Origin of the sequence: Niveispirillum cyanobacteriorum (assembly GCF_002868735.1) — a bacterium.
Lineage (GTDB): Bacteria > Pseudomonadota > Alphaproteobacteria > Azospirillales > Azospirillaceae > Niveispirillum > Niveispirillum cyanobacteriorum.
The window spans coordinates 62,545-79,268 of the sequence record NZ_CP025611.1 but is presented as its reverse complement, the minus strand read 5'-3'; the positions used below and the strand labels follow the sequence as shown (position 1 = coordinate 79,268).

Genomic DNA, 16,724 nt, shown 5'->3' with positions numbered 1-16,724 from the left:
TCATGATGCTGCATCGCCGTCATTTCATCGCCACCGCCGGGGCCGCCGGCTTGCTGGCGGCATCATCCCCGCGCCTGTCGCTGGCGGCGGCGGGGACCGACCGGCGCCTTGTGCTGATCGTGCTGCGCGGGGCCATGGATGGGTTGGGTGCCGTCGTGCCCTATGCCGATCCGGATTACCGGTCGGTGCGCGGCACGCTGGCCTTGGCCGAACCCGGTCAGGAAGGCGGGGTTCTGGACCTGGATGGTCGTTTCGGCCTGCACCCGGTGCTGGCCCCCTTGCATGAATGGTGGGGGCAGAAACAGCTTCTGGCCGTCCATGCCATCGCCACCCCCTATCGCGACCGCAGCCATTTTGATGCGCAGGACCTGCTGGATACCGGCGGTATCCGGGCCGGTGATGACAGCGGCTGGCTGAACCGCGCCCTGGCCCGCCTGGATGGCGGGGGCAAGGGGCTGGGCCTGTCGCTGGGCCAGGGGGTGCCGCTGGTCCTGCGCGGATCGGTGCCGGTGGCCAGTTGGGCCCCGTCACCCCTGCCCGAACCGACCATGGATTTCATGGACCGGGTGGCGGGCCTGTACAGCAACGATCCCGTGCTGGGCCCCGCCCTGATGGCCGGGCTGGGCGTGGCCGACATGGCCAATGGCATGGATGGCAACAAGAAGCGGGATGGCGGCAAGGATCGCCTGATCCTGGCCGAAACGGCGGGCCGTATGCTGTCCGACCCCGCCGGGCCGCGCATCGCCACGCTGGAACTGTCCGGCTGGGACACGCATGTCGGCCAGGGGACGTTGCAGGGCCGCCTGCCCAACGCCCTGGGCCAACTCGCCGAAACCATGGTAGCCCTGCGGACCAGCATGCAGGCTGTCTGGGATCAGACCCTGATCGCCGTGGTCACCGAATTCGGTCGCACCATCCGCCCCAATGGCACCGGCGGTACCGACCATGGCACGGCAGGCGTGGCCCTGCTGGCCGGCGGTGCGCTGAACGGGGGGCGGGTGCTGGGCGACTGGCCGGGTCTGCGCGATGACAAGCTGTTTGAAGGCCGCGACCTGGCCCCTACCACCGACATGCGCGCCCTGCTGAAGGGTGTGCTTGTCGGCCATCTGGGACTGCCGGCGGCGGATATCGACCGCTATGTTTTCCCAGAGGCCAAATCCGTCCGTGCACTGCCGGAACTGGTGAGGGCGTAAACGCCCTCACTAATATTCACCCTACACCATCGCCCACCCGGCCCGCGTCAGCGGCAGTCGGGTGATCGGCGTTCCGGTCAGCGCAAACAGGGCGTTGGCGATGGCGGGGGCAATGGAGGGCACCCCTTCCTCCCCCACCCCGCCAGCGGCGGTATTGTTGCCAATGACCAGAACCTCCATCGGCGGCACCTGCGCCAGCGCGACCAGGGGATAGGTGTCGAAATTCGACTGTTCGACCATCCCGTCCTTCAAGGTGATTTCCCCTGTCAGTGCCGCAGACAGGCCGAAGATGGTACCGCCCATCACCTGGGCTTCCACTGCCTGTGGATTGGCCACCACACCGGGATCAATGCCGACCCAGATGCGGTGCAGACGGAACTTGCCCGGTTCAGGGATCGATAGTTCCACGACATGGCCCGAGATGGAGTTGTTCGCCTCCCCCATGGCAAAGCCCAACGCATGACCAGCAGGCAACGGTCGGCCCCAGCCGGCCGCCTCTGTCAGGCGATTCATGAATGTCAGCGCCCGGTCCTTTCCCACCAACAGCCGGCGGCGATAGGCAACCGGGTCAGCCCCCAGATGCCGGGCTGCCTGATCAATGGTCGTCTCCATGAACATGCAATTCTGCGACGATCCGACCGACCGCCAGAACCCGACAGGAACACCAGGATCGACACGGGTCCAGGTCAAGTGCAGGGCCGGTATCACATAGGATTGCCGCACCACCCCCATGCCGACTGTCCAGTCGCCTGCCGACCGCCCGACCGCGAAAATCAGACCGGTATGCTGCAGCAGCGACGGGTTGGCATTGTCGCAACGCAGGCCCATGGGCATCCCGTCGGCACCCAGCGCCAGCCGCACGCGCGCCGCCACGGCGGGACGGAAATAGCCTGACCGCATATCGGTTTCCCGTGGCCAGATCATCTTGACTGGCGCCGTGATGCCATCGGCGGCCAACGCCTTGGCCAGATGTCCGGCCTGCAACACGAAATCATGCTCCAACCGACGCCCAAAGCCGCCACCGGCGGGCATGCCGTTCACAATCACCTGCTCCGGCTCCAGCCCCAGCAGCCTGGCCAGGGCGGCCTGCGTATCGCTTTGCGTCTGGGTCGACAGCCAGATCTCGGCGGCGGCGGGGCGCAGTTGGATGGTGCAATGCATCGGCTCCATCGTGGCATGGGCCAGGAACGGCACTTCATACAGCGTATCCACGACATGGGCGGCACCCGCCAGGGCCTGCGCGGTGGCGGTGATGTTGGTGCCCTGCATCTCCGTCACCGGAAAGCTATAGCCCTGGCCCGCCATAGCAGCATCGCGCAGCTGCCGGGACAGGGTTTCGCTATCGATGGCGGCATTCGGTCCCGGTCCCCATTCTGGCGACAGCGCGGCCAGCCCTTTGGCGGCGGGCCAATAGCCATCGCCAACAACCGCCAGGGCACCCGGGAGACGCAACACCTTGCGCACCCCGCGCACCACCAGGGCCGGCGCTTCGTCCACCGACAGCAACACGCCGCCGAAGGTGGGAGCGTGGGTAACGACCGCCGTCAGCATGCCGGGCAGATTTACATCCAGGCCATAAACCGTGCTGCCATCCACCTTGGCGGGAATATCCAACCGCGGCAGTGACTGGCCCAGCACCTTCCATTCGGTACGCGGCGTCAGCTTTGGCTCTGTCGGGGGCGTCAGCTTGACGGCATCGGCCAGCAGGGCGGAATAGGGCAGCGACCGACGAGTTGGCGCGTGCGATGCTGTGCCTTCATGCATCACCACCTGATCCACGGGCACGCCAAAGCGTATGGCTGCCGCCTCAGCCAACATCTGCCGCGCCCCGGCCGCTGCCATCCTCAGCGGACGCAGGTTGGTGCGTAGCCCAATGCTGCTATAGACGGCGTATTTCTTGTTGCCCTGGTTGAAAAAGGCCTTCTCCACAGGCGCCATTTCCACCCGCACGGATGCAAACGGAACGGCCAGTTCCTCCGCTACCGCCTGCGCTAGACCCGTATGTGTGCCCTGACCAATATCGCTGATATTGCTGAGTGCGGTTACCACCCCGTCGGGTGCGATACGGATCCAGGGACCGAAGCCCGGTGACGGCATGCCCTGCGCCGGTAGTGCACCGAAACCCAAGGTGAAACCCGTGCCCGCCGACAGCAACAGGAAACCGCGGCGCGACAATTCCATTGTACCCATCATTGCCCCCTCTCACGCCGAAATGCCGGCAGCCGCCTTGATGGCGGCGCGCACACGCGGATAGGTGCCGCAACGGCAAAGGTTGGTGATGGCGGCATCGATATCGGCGTCAGTGGGCTTGGGATTCTCCTTCAGCAGGGCCGTGGCAGCCATGATCATGCCCGACTGGCAGTACCCGCATTGCGGCACCTGCCCTTCTATCCAGGCTCGCTGAACTGCGTGGCTGCGGTCGGGCGACAGACCTTCGATGGTGATCACCGCCTGACCGGCGCAGCTTTCCACCGGCAGGGCACAGGATCGTACCGGCTGCCCATCCACATGCACGGTACAAGCACCGCATTGCCCAATACCGCAACCATATTTGGTGCCCGTCAGGCCCAGATTGTCCCGCAGCGCCCAGAGCAAGGGCGTGTCGGGATCAATATCCAGCGGATGGTTCTGACCATTGATTTTCAGGGTGAGTGTCATGGATCGCTGCCTAAACTTGTTGTTGGTTGATGGCGTTTGACCACGCACCCTGTTACGACCCGATAGGGCTAACCCTGCGCCCTGCACAAAAACAAAAGTGCGACCGGCTTGCATCTCTTGCCAGTTGGGGGCGGGATCGGCTTATCATCGCCAGCCCTTTCAGGATGCTTGCTGCATGACCAAAACGCCCCCCGCCGCCGATGCCGTCGCCCACTGGACCGACGTCTATTTCCAGCGCACCCGCGCGATTGTGGAAAAATTCGGCGATCAGAAGGTCACCTATGCTGTGTTCATGCGCCGCCCCGTGGTGTTCGCGCCGCGTCTGGCGCTGGACTGGCTACGGGAAGTGGCGGCGGAACGCGGCTTCACGCCCAATATCCAGCTGAATTATGAGGAAACGAAATGGGTGGGGGCGGGTGAGCCCATGATGTGGATCACCGGCCCGTTCAGCCAGATGGCGGAACTGGAGACCCTGTTCCTGATGAAGCTGGGTCCTGCCTGTGTGGCCGCCTACAACGCCTACATGATGTGCGCCGGACTGCCCAAGGTGGCGTTCCTGGCCATGGATGCCCGCCATTGTGCCGGAACGGAGATGGCAGAGATCATGGCCTATGCGGCCTCTGTCGGGTCCGCCCGCGCCCGGCGGCGTGACGGGGCCGTGGGTTTCATTGGCAATGCCACCGACGCCACCGCCCATTACTTTGGCCGCGAGCGGGGTCTGGGTACGATGCCCCATGCCCTGATCGGCTATGCCGGGTCCACCGTGCGCGCGGCGGAAATGTATGCAGAGACCTTCCCCGGTCAGCCCATGACCGTCCTGGTCGATTATTTCGGACGGGAGGTGACGGACGCGCTGGCTGTCTGCCACCGCTTCCCCGACATGGCGGCGGCGGGCGACTTGTCCTTGCGCATCGACACGCCGGGCGGACGCTTCCTGGAGGGGCTGGACCCGCCCACCAGCTACGCCGTGCTGGAACGCCACGCACCGCACAGCATTCGGGGCTACCGGGATGAAAGCGAACTGCGCCACCTGATCGGGGCCGGCGTTTCGGCGGCTGCCATCCATTATCTGCGCGAACAACTGGACGCGGCAGGATTCCCCAAGGTCAAGATCGTGGCGTCCAGCGGCTTCAGCCCGGAAAAATGCCGCATCATGGCCGATGCGGGCGCCCCCATCGACGTGATCGGCACCGGCAGCTACCTGCCCGACAAATGGTCGGAGACCTATGCCACCACCGACATTGTCGAATATGACGGGGTGAAGCGGGTGAAGGTGGGGCGGGAGTTTTTGTTGCGTAAATAGAAAAAGGGGGCGGTCGCACGCCCCCTTTTCCCTTCCGCCCTAAACTCAGTTCTGGTCTTAGAAACCGACACGCAGACCGGCACCGACCGTGTAGTCGGGCTTGTCATCCTCCACAAACAGCGTGTCGCCCGACAGATACAGGCCGGCATTGTCAGCCACCGATAGCGACAGACCCAGGCCGACGCGGAACCCATCGCCCTGCGGATCGGGCAGGATGGCCGTGTTGGTGGCCAGGCTGCTGGTGCGGCGGTTGGAAAGGACGGTCGTGTAAGTCTGGCCGTCATCCTTGATCAGGTCTTCCTGATAGCCAACACGCAGTTCCGGCACGGCCATGCGGCCATTGCCCAGATTGATCTGGGTCGATACCTGGCCGGCAATATTGAACAGCAGCTGCTGTTCGGCCAGATCGGAATGGTCCAGGTTCAGGTGCAGGGCGCCCGTCTCGTTCCAGGCATCCAGCTCTACCCGGTCATAATTGAAGCTGACGATGGGGCCATAGCGCAGGGAACCGGTCGTCGCGACGGAGCCGAACTCCACGCCCACATGATGGCCCTTGCCCTCCGTCTCGCCATTGGCGGTCAGGTTATAGGCGAAGGTATTGCGGCGGATATCTTCGATCTTCAGGTCGGTATAGCGGTAGCTGGCATCGGCATAGAAGCCACCCGGCAGCGCCAGGGTGGCGTAGGGGCCGACACCCCAGGCCGTGACCTTGGCCCCGCCGAGGTTCCCGAACTTGCCATCCGTATCGGCATAGTTAAGCGCCAGACCGATACGCACCATGCCGGACACGGCATAGTCACCGGCGATCCCCGCCGACCAGCTTTCCGGCTTCGACAGGCGCTCGCCATCCTGATCATCACGGGCCAGGGCACCCCAGTTGCCACCGGCGGCCAGCTCAAAGCTGCCTTCCGAGCGGGCGGCCAGACCGGCGCGGATAGCCTGGGTGCGGCCCGTCAGATCGGCGGACGCGGCGGCGTTGGCGGCCAGCGCGCTTTCACCCAACGCCTGACCGATGGCGGGACCGGTCAGCGCCTGGCTTTCGGTGGCCATCGGATCGACATAGGTGGGCAGCGTCAGGCGGTAGGCCAGCAGCATGGTGTCATTCTCGACCCCCGACGCGTCCTTATAGGCTTGGCCCACCTGGAAACCGTTCTGGGTGACGAAATCATTGTCGTTGCCCACGAACAGGAAGAAGTCATCCAGCTTGGCGGCGTCCAGGGCCGGGACCAGGGCCAACGCCTCCCACTTTTCCGACAGGCACTGCGTGCGGCAATTCACATTGTTGGTGGCGCCGTTCACCAGACCGAACTTGGCCAACTGGGCCGCGTCATTCATGTCGACGAAGCTGGCAAACTGCACCGGCGTGATGGCGGCAACCAGCACACCATTTGGGGCGATGGAGGTGCCGGTATCATAGGCGGTGCCGGCAATGTTGGTGGCGCCCGTCACGTCGATCAGGTCGATACGGCGATAGAAGCTGGTGGGGCTGCTGTTGGGCGTGGCCCCGCTGCCATAGCCATTGCCGTCGCGCGACAGCAGCAGGAATTGCGTATTGTTGAGCGCCAGCAGTTCCGACTGCGCTGCCACGCGGTTCAGGGTGCCGCCCGGCGTGCCGTTGTTGTTATACATCGGCAGCTGGATGACATACTCACTCTTCAGCACGGGCGACGCGCTGTTGGAAATGTCATAGGACAGCAGGCGGGTGTTGCGGCGGCTGGTATTGGTGCTGCTGGCATTCAGGTCCTGAATGGCCGCCGACTGCAACGCCACCCATAGGGTCTTACCATCGGGCGACAGCGACAGGCCTTCCAGTCCCTGGTTATTCTGGCGACCACGCGTTGGATTGGCCGGTGTCGATTCCGCTGCCCCGAAATTCAGGGCGCCATTACGCTGCGGCAGCAGGCTGGCGGGCGGCGCGATGGCCGACAGCAGCTTGCCGTCACCCGTGAAGTGATAAATGTAAGGACCGTATTCATCGCTGACCCAGATGGTGCCATCGGCGGCGCGCACGAAACCTTCGGGGTCGAGCGCCAGACGGCCCGTGCCGGTCAGCGGCAGGTTGGGCAGGCCATTGGCCGCCGGGCGATAGGTGAGGCCCGTGCCCGTCGTGGCCGGGTCCAAGCCGCTGAACGGCGTGCCCTTGTCATCGGTGAACTGCACCGTGTCGGTCAGCGTCAGGCCAATCTGCGTCTGCGGGGCTGCCGCCGTACCCGTGTACGGGTTGAAGGTCAGCGATAAGACATTGTAGCGGGGGATGTAATTCGTGGTGGCCGCCACATTGTACCCACGGTCGGGCAGCGCGTAGAGCGTGCCGGCATAGGAACCGTCGGCATTGCGGCGCCAGCTATGCAGATCGATCTGCATGGCCGACATGGACCCGAACGTCTCCCCGAACTTGTCACGAAGGCTGGCCGACAGGCGCCCCACGCCCTGCAGACCCTGGTTCGTGAAGGTGCTGCCATTCAGCGTGACACTGGTCGCGGTCTGCGCCAGGGCCGGCAGCGACGCGACTGACAGCGCACTGGCCAGCAATGCGGCACGGTATGAGAATTTCATGATGCCCCCTCAAGATGAAAACTTTGAGGCGGGCTGTAACCGTCCTGCGTGACAGGGTGGTTTAGGTTGCGCGACAGAATTATTGCACCATGCATACGCCAAAACGGAAACAGACGCGGACGCCAATACTCCGTGTCACATCCGTCTATTTGCGCATGCGCGTCATGTGCCCCGTGCGCGCATCATGGCCCAGGGTGTCGCAGACCCGCGCCATTCCAGCCGGGCCAGCAGCTGGTTCAACTGGCTGCCATCCCGTAGCCAGTCGGGCATGTCAAAGGCATAACCACGAGGCTGAAGGATTTCGATATCGTGGGTATCACCAAACCGCGCCGGCACGCTGTCGCGTGTGTGGCCAGCATCCGTCGAATGCAGTTCCACCAGGATGTCCATGCCGGCCAAGGCAGGATAGCGCGCGGGGTCCAGCAGCATCTCCTCGGCCCCTTCAACATCGCACCACACCAGCGTGCGATATCCCGCATGCTGGGCAAAACTCTGTGGATCGAAAATCCCACCGACATGGATATCGACCCCATTCAGGGCTGCTGCCTCCCTGCACTTGCGCTGTGCTTCGGGATCAATGTCATGGGCCCAGACCTCGATCTGCGGGGCCATGCGTTTGATACCGATAGCGTAATAGCCTTCGCCGCAGCCGATATTGATCAGGTGCTGGTACCCGGCATCGGGGATCGCCTGAACAATCTCGTGCAACTCCCCCTCGTAACAGCCCAGCAGCTGGGGCGCCTGCATACGGTTCACCGGGTCGTGCAGGATCATGCCCGCAAACGGCCCGCCATGCACACGGCCACCCCCTTGCTTGATAATGGTATTGTTGATCAGCAGGCAGCGGTAATGCAGCAGGAATTCGAAAACGTCACTCATCGCGCCTTCGGTGGCCCCGCGCTTGGCCATGATCGCACTGATCGCTGTAAACGCGCGCTGATGAATGGACATGCGTCTGCCTGATCGCCCGGATGGGATTTGCGGGCAGAGTAGCCGCAAACCACCCGTCGGTGATCAGAAATTCAACGGTGCCCGCGGCTTGCCATTCAGAACCGCAGCTTGGTTGCCAGCTTCAAGGCGGTGGTGCCGTCGTGTGACCAGCTCATGTCGGCATTCAGCTTCATGCGGTCAATCTTGATAATGGGGAATGGTGCCTCCAGTCCCACACTACCGCCCGTATCCGCCACCTGCGCCTTCATCGCCGTCAGGCCGGTGAGATCGGAAACAAGGCTGCCGACGCGCGGACGGTATTCCATGCCCAGATTGGGGCCGGCATTTTCAGTGCCCAGCGCCACCATGCCCGCCGTGACACGCCAGCCCTTTTGCCCGGCGGTGCAGGCGGTGCCCCAACTCCCCTGCACGCTACCCGTCAGGGCACCGAATCCACCGGCCATGTCCCCGGAAACGGAATTGGGCAGCCAGGTCTGTTCACATCCACGCGTCAGGCGCAGGGACTGGCGCATTCCTTCGGTCCCCATGCGCATGCCGACCTTGCTGTCCAAACCCAGGGCGCGCAACTGCGCATCGGCGGCCACGCCCGCCATCTGATAGGTGCGGGGGTCGGCAGCGACACGGATGGGGGTGGACCCGGCGACGGGCGGCGCGTCTCCGGTAAAACGGGACAGCGCGCCATCATAAATCCGACCGATCCAGTCGGTCAGGGTCGCCATCATGGCCTTGCGTCCCTCCGCCGGGTCGGATGCAACCAGGGGAGCCTCCGTCACAATGGCGGCGGGCAGGCTGGGCAACGAGCCAGCGGCGTACTGTGTCGATGGGGCGGCAATGCCGTTGAAACGGATAGCAAAGATGGTGGGCTGCGTGGCCTCCGCCAGGGCCGGCACCGAGGAGAGCAGCGAAAATATCGCCAATAGACCGGCCTTTGTCCGCATGCCCATCCCTCTCATCAATCAAGCACAGCTTACCGGACCGATCCGGCAACAGGCTGTGACAAGCAGCGCCCCCGTGGAACAATCGAATAATATGATAATAAGGCAGAAAGGCGGCGGCGCAACCCATTTTGTCCGTCCATCCATGGCACTTTCACGGCAGCATCGGGGGTAGCCCGAATGCAAAAGGGGCGGGCCCGAAGGCCCGCCCCTTTACCGTTCCAGCCTGTCGGCCAGCCTCAATTATCTCCCATCTTCAGCGCGGCGATGAAGGCGCTCTGCGGGATTTCGACTTCGCCGAACTGCCGCATGCGCTTCTTGCCTTCCTTCTGCTTGTCCAGCAGCTTGCGCTTACGGCTGATGTCACCGCCATAGCATTTGGCCAGCACGTCCTTGCGCATGGCGGCGATGGTCTCGCGCGCCACGACCTTGCCGCCGATGGCCGCCTGGATCGGGATCTTGAACAGGTGGCGGGGGATCAGGTCCTTCAACCGCTCACACAGCTGGCGACCGCGATATTCGGCTTGGCTGCGGTGCACGATCATGGACAGGGCGTCCACCGGTTCGGAATTGACCAGGATCGACATCTTGACCAGATCGCCCTCGCGATACTCCTCCAGCTGATAATCGAAGCTGGCATAGCCGCGGCTGATAGACTTCAGCCGGTCATAGAAATCGAACACGACTTCGTTCAGCGGCAGCTCATAGACGATCATCGCCCGGCCACCGACATAGGTCAGGTCCTTCTGCACGCCGCGCCGTTCGGTGCAAAGCTGCAGCACACCGCCCAGATATTCATCGGGCAGCATGATCGTGGCCTTGATCCACGGCTCCTCGATATGGTCGATGCGCACCACGTCCGGCATGTCCGCCGGGTTGTGCATCTCGATCACCTTGCCGTCGGTCATGTGCATCTTGTAGACGACCGACGGGGCCGTGGTGATCAGGTCCAGATCAAATTCACGCTCCAGCCGTTCCTGAATGATCTCCAGATGCAGCAGGCCCAGGAAGCCGCAGCGGAAACCGAAGCCCAGCGCCGCCGAGCTTTCGGTCTCGTACTGGAAGGACGCGTCGTTCAGCGCCAGCCTGCCCAGGCTATCGCGCAGATGCTCGAACTCCGCTGCATCCGACGGGAACAGGCCGCAGAATACCACGGGAATGGAGGGCTTAAACCCCGCCAGGGCGGCAGGTGCCAGACGCCGCTCCTCGGTGATCGTATCGCCAACCTTGGTGTCGCGGATATCCTTGATGGCGGCGGTCACAAAGCCCATCTCGCCCGGACCCAGTTTCTCCAGCGCGATCTTCTTTGGCGTGAAGATACCAACGCGGTCCAGCTCACGCGTGGCACCCGTGGCCATGAAGCGCACCTTCTGGCCCAGCTTCAACTCGCCATTGACCACGCGGACCAGAATGACGACGCCCAGATAGGCATCGTACCAGCTATCGACGATCAGGGCCTGCAGGGGCGCATCCTTGTCGCCCTTGGGCGGCGGCAGGCGGGTGACGATGGCTTCCAGCACGCCTTCGATATTCAGGCCGGTCTTGGCCGAAATCTCTACCGCGTCCGACGCGTCCAGCCCGATCACATCCTCAATCTGCGCCTTCACGCGCGGCACATCGGCCGCCGGCAGGTCCACCTTGTTCAGGATGGGCACGATCTCGTGATTGGCATCCAGCGCCTGATAGACATTGGCCAGCGTCTGCGCCTCCACACCCTGGGACGCATCGACCACCAGCAGCGAGCCTTCACAGGCCGCCAGCGAACGCGAGACCTCATAAGCGAAGTCGACATGGCCCGGCGTATCCATCAGGTTCAGCTGATAGGTCTCGCCATCCTTGGCCTTGTATTCCAGGCGCACGGTCTGCGCCTTGATGGTGATCCCGCGCTCCCGCTCGATATCCATATTGTCGAGCAGCTGCGCCTTCATGTCCCGCGCCTCGATGGCGCCGCAGAATTCGATCAGACGGTCGGCCAGCGTCGACTTGCCATGGTCGATATGGGCGATGATGGAGAAGTTACGGATCTTCGACAGGTCGGTCATGGACAGGCGCGCACCAGAATAGAGATTTGCGGCGCAAGATAGGGTCATGGGGGGCGGAAGGCAATGACCCTGCGGGCCGATAGGGGACAGGGGTGGTGTGCAAAGCACCCAACCACCCCCTCCCCTCCACAACATGCCCCTACACAGAAACGATGCATGACACCAAATTGAACAAAAGGGGTTAATTCTACAGGATTTCTTCCTATATCCCCATAGACTTCCCTCCAGGCGTTGACTGATCCGCACGATAACGGACATCATCGACAATTAAAATTGGAAAGGAATATCCATGCTGCCGGATTATATTCATAATTTTTTAGCCCAGAACGACGAATCACTACGTATGGGTGGTGGCCTGATCGTTCTGGTATTATCCGCTTGGATCACCAATTCTGTTGTGAAGAAACTGGTACTCGGTCTGATCCGGCGCGGCCTGTCGATGACGCGCTATGGAAATGATGAGGTGCTGGCGCAGCAGCGGCTGATCCCGCGTCTGGCCAATGTTATGCCGGCCCTGGTGATCATGGCGGGGATCAACCTGATCCCCGGTTTGCCCGACGCCCTGGTCCTGGTCGTGCGCAATGTCTGTGCAGCCTTCGTCATCCTGACGCTCGCCATGGCGGTCAGCGCCCTGCTCAACATTGTCATCGTCGTTTATGGCCGCCGGCCGGACGCACATCGCAAACCCATCAAGGGCTATGTGCAGTTGGTGAAGCTGGTGGTGTTCGCCATTGCCGCCGTGTTGGCCATTGCCGCCCTTATGGACCGGTCGCCGCTGATCCTGCTGTCGGGCGTCGGCGCGCTGGCCGCCGTCCTGATGCTGGTGTTTCAGGATACGCTGCTGTCGCTGGTGGCCAGCGTGCAAATCTCATCGGGTGACATGCTGCGCGTGGGTGACTGGATCGAGATGCCGCAGATGAATGCCGATGGCGACGTCATCGACATCGCGCTGCATACGGTGAAGGTCCAGAACTGGGACAAGACCATCACCACCCTGCCCACCCGCAAGCTGATTTCCGAACCGTTCAAGAACTGGCGCGGCATGCAGGAATCCGGTGGGCGCCGTATCAAGCGCTCTCTGTTCCTGGACCAGACCAGCGTGCGGTTCCTGACTGCCCAGGAGGCGGTGAAGCTGCGCCGGTTCCGGGTGCTGGCAGACTATCTGGGCGACAAGGAGAAGGAACTGGCGCAGTGGAATGGCCGACTGGATGAGGGCGATCAGTACAATGCCCGCCGCCTGACCAACCTGGGCACCTTCCGCGCCTATCTTCAAAATTATCTGCGGCACCATCCCGGCATCCACCAGAACATGACCCTGCTGGTCCGCCAAATGGCCCCGGCATCGGAAGGCCTGCCGATGGAGATCTATTGCTTCACCAACACCGTCGCCTGGGCCGATTACGAGGCGATCCAGGCCGATATCTTCGACCATCTGCTGGCCATCCTGCCAGAATTCGGACTGCGTGTATTCCAGAGCCCCAGCGGGGCGGACCTGCAGCAGGTCAGCGCCAGCTTCGCCCTGCCCCCACCCCTACGTGCTGCCAACGAAAGGGCGTGAGAGCCAGGCAATCGGGGGAGGGTTCGCCTCCCCCCCCCCACCCCTCTACTTGCCCTGTTCCTTCAGCATCTGCTTGCGCTTTTCAGCCATCGGCGAGACATAACCCGGCACCTCCGGCGGCACATCCTCGGCATAGGCTTCCAGGGTGCCGCGCACGCCCTCATCCGGGCCGTCGGTCGGCTCTTCCAGAAGGTCAGGCCGCTCGCGCTCCACCCGCTTCAAAACCGCCTTGGGGATATCCTCCACCGTGCCGGTGATCTTGTAACTGTGCATGCGGCCCATCAGCACGCCATGCACCCCGCTCTGCCCCATGCGCATCCAGGGCCACCAGGGGGCCTGTCGCATGAAGCCGGCGGTGAAGCGGGCCGACGGCAGGGACCGATCGTCAATCTCTGCCGCCGGCGTGAAGATGGTGAAATGTTCGGACGGGTTGACGCGCTTGCCTGTGGACGCCTTGGGCCAGCCTTCGGGCGTCACCGGGTTGGTGTATTCATGGGCGTAATCCCAGCTCAGCAGATACTGGTCGCCGATGCGCTGCCAGGGCAGCAGGAAGGGTTTGCCCTTCTGGCCCTTGGTACCATTGTCGTTATTGACCGTCTCGCTATCGCCCACCCGGAAAACCTTCTGTTCCAGGGTCAGGGTGCCGCGCCAGCGGTCGTTCAGGAACGGGAAGACTTCCACCCGCTCTCCGGTCCAGGGATTGTCCCAATGATCAATGATCTCGCCCGTCGCCAGATCGGTGAAGTACCCGCATTCCTTGCCCAGCACCTTCAGCGACCCGTCCGGCTGCACAATGTTGCGGTTATTGCCGAACCCGCAATAGCCGAATAGCGGCACCGCCCGCTTGTCGCCGACAATGGCGTACTGCACGCCCTGATAGCCCGACAGCACCGCCTTCGACCCCAGCGTGCCCCACATCTTGCCGAACCCGTACAGGTTCTCTTTCGGGTCCATCACATCCAGGGGGCGAAGATTGCCCTTGGTCAGCGGGGGCGCGCCGAAGGCGGGGACCGACGCGGCCATGGCGCCCATCCCGGCCATGCCGGAAAAGATCGACCGCCGGCTGAGGGACTTGAACATCGCTTCCTGGATCATGGCCTTACCCGTTCGTGATTGTCGCCGGAACCCGTCGTGCCGGTCCGGCCAAAACCATCAAGCCCGATGGTTCGGCGGGTGAAGCGGTGATATCGGGCCTATCCGCCCATCGGGGACAGTGCCGGTGATGAATTTTTCTGAACACGCCTGTCGGCACGCGGCATACTCGCCCGTCCTATGAAGATGAAGGGAGGCCCGATCATGCTGTACGCCATTCTGTGCTATAATGAGGAAGACTATGTCGGCGCCTGGACGCCGGAAGAAGATGCCATTGTCATGGACCGGCTGGGCAAGGTGCAGCAGGGCTGGGCGGAGAAGGGCAAGCTGGGTCCCGTCGCCCGGCTGATGCCGACGACCGCCGCGGCCACCCTGCGCAAGGGCAAGGAGGAGCCACTGATCCTGGACGGCCCGTTTGCGGAAACCAAGGAACAGCTTCTGGGCTTCTACATTGTCGATTGCGAGGGGCTGGAGGAGGCGCTGGACAAGGCGCGGGAGCTGGCCGCCGCCAATCCGGGCAAGGGCTGTTATGAGATCCGGCCCGTGGCCCTGTTCATGCCGGGGGGGCCGTTGTCACCATGAGCACGGACATAGGCTGGATCAACGCCGCCCTGGCGGCAGCCAGGCCCCAGGCGGTGGGGGCACTGCTGCGCTATTTCCGCGATCTCGATCTGGCGGAGGAGGCGTTTCAGGAGGCCGCCTTGCGCGCCCTGTCCTCCTGGCCAAAGAACGGGCCGCCGCGCGACAGTGCCGCCTGGCTGATCATGGTGGGCCGCAATGCCGGCATCGACCAGACCCGCGTGCGCTCCCGCCATGTCGCTCTGCCCGACGATGACGCGCCTTTGTCCGATCTGTCGGACCGGGAGGCGGAGATGGTGGGGCGGCTGGACGAGGCGGATTACCGCGACGATGTCCTGCGCCTGCTGTTCATCTGCTGCCATCCCGACCTGCCAGCGACACAGCAGATCGCACTGGCCCTGCGGATCGTGTCGGGCCTGTCGGTGAAGCAGATTGCCCGCGCCTTCCTGGTCGGCGACAGCGCCATGGAACAGCGTATCACCCGCGCCAAGGCCCGCATTGCCACCAACCCGGTGGCGTTTGAGGCGCCGGGTGCGGCCGACCGGCCAGAACGGCTGGGGCCTGTGGCCGCCATGGTCTATCTGGTCTTCAACGAAGGCTATTCCGCCAGTGCCGACGAACAGCCGGCCCGCGCGCCCCTGTGCGAGGAGGCGATCCGCCTGGGCCGCCTGCTGCTGCGCCTGTTCCCGGCGGAACCGGAAGTGATGGGGCTGCTGGCCCTGATGCTGTTGCAGCATGCCCGCCGCCCCGCCCGCTTTGCCCCCGACGGGTCGGTGATCCTGCTGGAGGATCAGGACCGCACCCTGTGGCACCGCGCCGCCATCAATGAGGGACTGGCCTTGCTGGACAAGGCCGTGCGCCACCGCCGGTCCGGCCCCTATCAGATACAGGCGGCCATCGCGGCCTTGCATGCCCGCGCCGCCACCGCTGCCGAAACCGACTGGGCGCAGATCGACCTGCTCTATGGCGGGTTGGAAAACCTATCCCCCTCCCCCGTCATCACCCTGAACCGCGCCGTCGCGGTATCAAAGGCGCGGGGGCCGGAGGCCGCCCTGGCCATGGTGGAGCCGCTGGGCGACCGTCTGTCCGGCTATTTCCATTTCCATGGGCTGCGCGGGGGATTGCTGAAGCAACTGGGCCGTATGGCGGAGGCGCGCGATGCCTTTGGCCGTGCCATCGCGCTGGCCCACAGCCCGGCGGAAGCCGCCCATATCCGCCAGATTCTGGACGGTTTGCAGGGTCCGTGAATTTTTTTGAGATGTCTTGTCGGGACGGGCACGGGTGTTTCGTCCTTGGGCTATCACCCCTTCCCAACCCATGGAGGAAACCGTGACCGACAAGCCCGAATACGCGCACAACATCCCCGGCGTAATCCCGCATCTGGTGGTCAATGGCGCGCGTGAAGCCATTGAGTTCTATATCAAGGCCTTCGGCGCCACGAAGGTCATGGAAATGCCGGCGGAGGATGGCAAGCGGCTGCTGCATGCCCAGTTGATCATCAATGGCGGCACCATCATGAATGGCGGCACCATCATGATGTGTGACGATTTCCCTGAATATTGCGGCGGTCAGCCCACCGAATATCCAAAGCGTCCGCCCGTAACGCTGCACATGGCGGTGCCCGATATCGACGCGGCTTTCGCCCAGGCGGTGGCCGCCGGCGCCACGGAGGCGATGAAGCCCGCCGACATGTTCTGGGGCGACCGTTACGGTCAGGTCCGTGACCCTTACGGCCATCTCTGGGCCTTCTCCACACCCAGCAAGCCCGGTGCGGTTGTCACCAACGGCTGCTGATCCGACCGTCACCTGTGGAGGCACGGGTGACGAGCCGCCCCGCAGGTGACCGGGAACCCATCC

13 protein-coding genes are annotated in these 16,724 nt (G+C 63.6%); 6 read left to right on the top strand and 7 right to left on the bottom strand.

What is annotated here, in order from left to right; translation table 11 throughout:
• Positions 1–2 precede the first annotated feature (2 nt).
• A complete protein-coding gene (locus C0V82_RS00325; RefSeq protein ID WP_102110633.1) occupies positions 3–1,193 on the top strand; it encodes a DUF1501 domain-containing protein in 1,191 nt (396 codons plus the stop codon).
• Positions 1,194–1,214: 21 nt separating this feature from the next.
• On the opposite strand, the gene C0V82_RS00320 is transcribed toward C0V82_RS00325, so the two are convergent.
• Together C0V82_RS00320 and C0V82_RS00315 are read right to left on the bottom strand one after the other, a co-directional pair.
• Positions 1,215–3,374 (bottom strand): xanthine dehydrogenase family protein molybdopterin-binding subunit, encoded by a 2,160-nt coding sequence (locus tag C0V82_RS00320; protein ID WP_158659622.1) that lies wholly within the window; start codon positions 3,372–3,374, stop codon positions 1,215–1,217.
• Between the two features lie 21 nt (positions 3,375–3,395).
• Entirely contained in the window at positions 3,396–3,851 is a 456-nt protein-coding gene (locus C0V82_RS00315) for a (2Fe-2S)-binding protein (RefSeq protein WP_102110631.1), read from the bottom strand.
• A 175-nt stretch (positions 3,852–4,026) separates the two neighbouring features.
• Here C0V82_RS00315 and C0V82_RS00310 point away from each other — a divergent pair, with 175 nt between their 5' ends.
• The gene (locus C0V82_RS00310) at positions 4,027–5,154 is read left to right on the top strand and encodes a beta/alpha barrel domain-containing protein (RefSeq protein ID WP_102110630.1); all 1,128 of its coding nucleotides are present in this window, start codon (positions 4,027–4,029) and stop codon (positions 5,152–5,154) included.
• Between the two features lie 57 nt (positions 5,155–5,211).
• Here C0V82_RS00310 and C0V82_RS00305 read toward each other — a convergent pair whose 3' ends face one another.
• The 4 genes from C0V82_RS00305 to lepA form a co-directional block, all read right to left on the bottom strand.
• On the bottom strand, positions 5,212–7,710 hold the full coding sequence (locus C0V82_RS00305) for an esterase-like activity of phytase family protein (RefSeq protein WP_102110629.1): 2,499 nt from the start codon (positions 7,708–7,710) through the stop codon (positions 5,212–5,214).
• A gap of 162 nt (positions 7,711–7,872) precedes the next feature.
• A complete protein-coding gene (locus tag C0V82_RS00300; protein ID WP_102110628.1) occupies positions 7,873–8,661 on the bottom strand; it encodes a methyltransferase in 789 nt (262 codons plus the stop codon).
• A gap of 95 nt (positions 8,662–8,756) precedes the next feature.
• Positions 8,757–9,599 carry a hypothetical protein gene (locus tag C0V82_RS00295; protein ID WP_158659621.1) on the bottom strand — a complete coding sequence of 281 codons (843 nt, stop codon included), beginning with the start codon at positions 9,597–9,599 and terminating at the stop codon, positions 8,757–8,759.
• 236 nt (positions 9,600–9,835) lie between these two features.
• Complete coding sequence (lepA, locus tag C0V82_RS00290) at positions 9,836–11,638, bottom strand: translation elongation factor 4 (RefSeq protein WP_102110626.1); 1,803 nt, start codon at positions 11,636–11,638, stop codon at positions 9,836–9,838.
• 289 nt (positions 11,639–11,927) lie between these two features.
• Here lepA and C0V82_RS00285 point away from each other — a divergent pair, with 289 nt between their 5' ends.
• Entirely contained in the window at positions 11,928–13,196 is a 1,269-nt protein-coding gene (locus C0V82_RS00285; protein WP_102110625.1) for a mechanosensitive ion channel family protein, read from the top strand.
• A 45-nt stretch (positions 13,197–13,241) separates the two neighbouring features.
• On the opposite strand, the gene C0V82_RS00280 is transcribed toward C0V82_RS00285, so the two are convergent.
• The gene (locus C0V82_RS00280) at positions 13,242–14,291 is read right to left on the bottom strand and encodes a DUF1838 family protein (protein ID WP_102110624.1); all 1,050 of its coding nucleotides are present in this window, start codon (positions 14,289–14,291) and stop codon (positions 13,242–13,244) included.
• A gap of 201 nt (positions 14,292–14,492) precedes the next feature.
• Between C0V82_RS00280 and C0V82_RS00275 the strand changes: the two genes are divergently transcribed.
• From C0V82_RS00275 to C0V82_RS00265, 3 genes are all read left to right on the top strand, one after another.
• Positions 14,493–14,870, top strand: coding sequence for a YciI family protein (locus tag C0V82_RS00275; protein WP_102113133.1), 378 nt, complete (start codon positions 14,493–14,495; stop codon positions 14,868–14,870).
• Positions 14,867–16,114 (top strand): RNA polymerase sigma factor, encoded by a 1,248-nt coding sequence (locus tag C0V82_RS00270; RefSeq protein ID WP_102110623.1) that lies wholly within the window; start codon positions 14,867–14,869, stop codon positions 16,112–16,114. The genes C0V82_RS00275 and C0V82_RS00270 overlap by 4 nt, the downstream gene beginning before the upstream one ends.
• Before the next feature lie 82 nt (positions 16,115–16,196).
• A complete protein-coding gene (locus tag C0V82_RS00265; protein ID WP_245924110.1) occupies positions 16,197–16,661 on the top strand; it encodes a VOC family protein in 465 nt (154 codons plus the stop codon).
• The last annotated feature ends 63 nt before the right edge of the window (positions 16,662–16,724 follow it).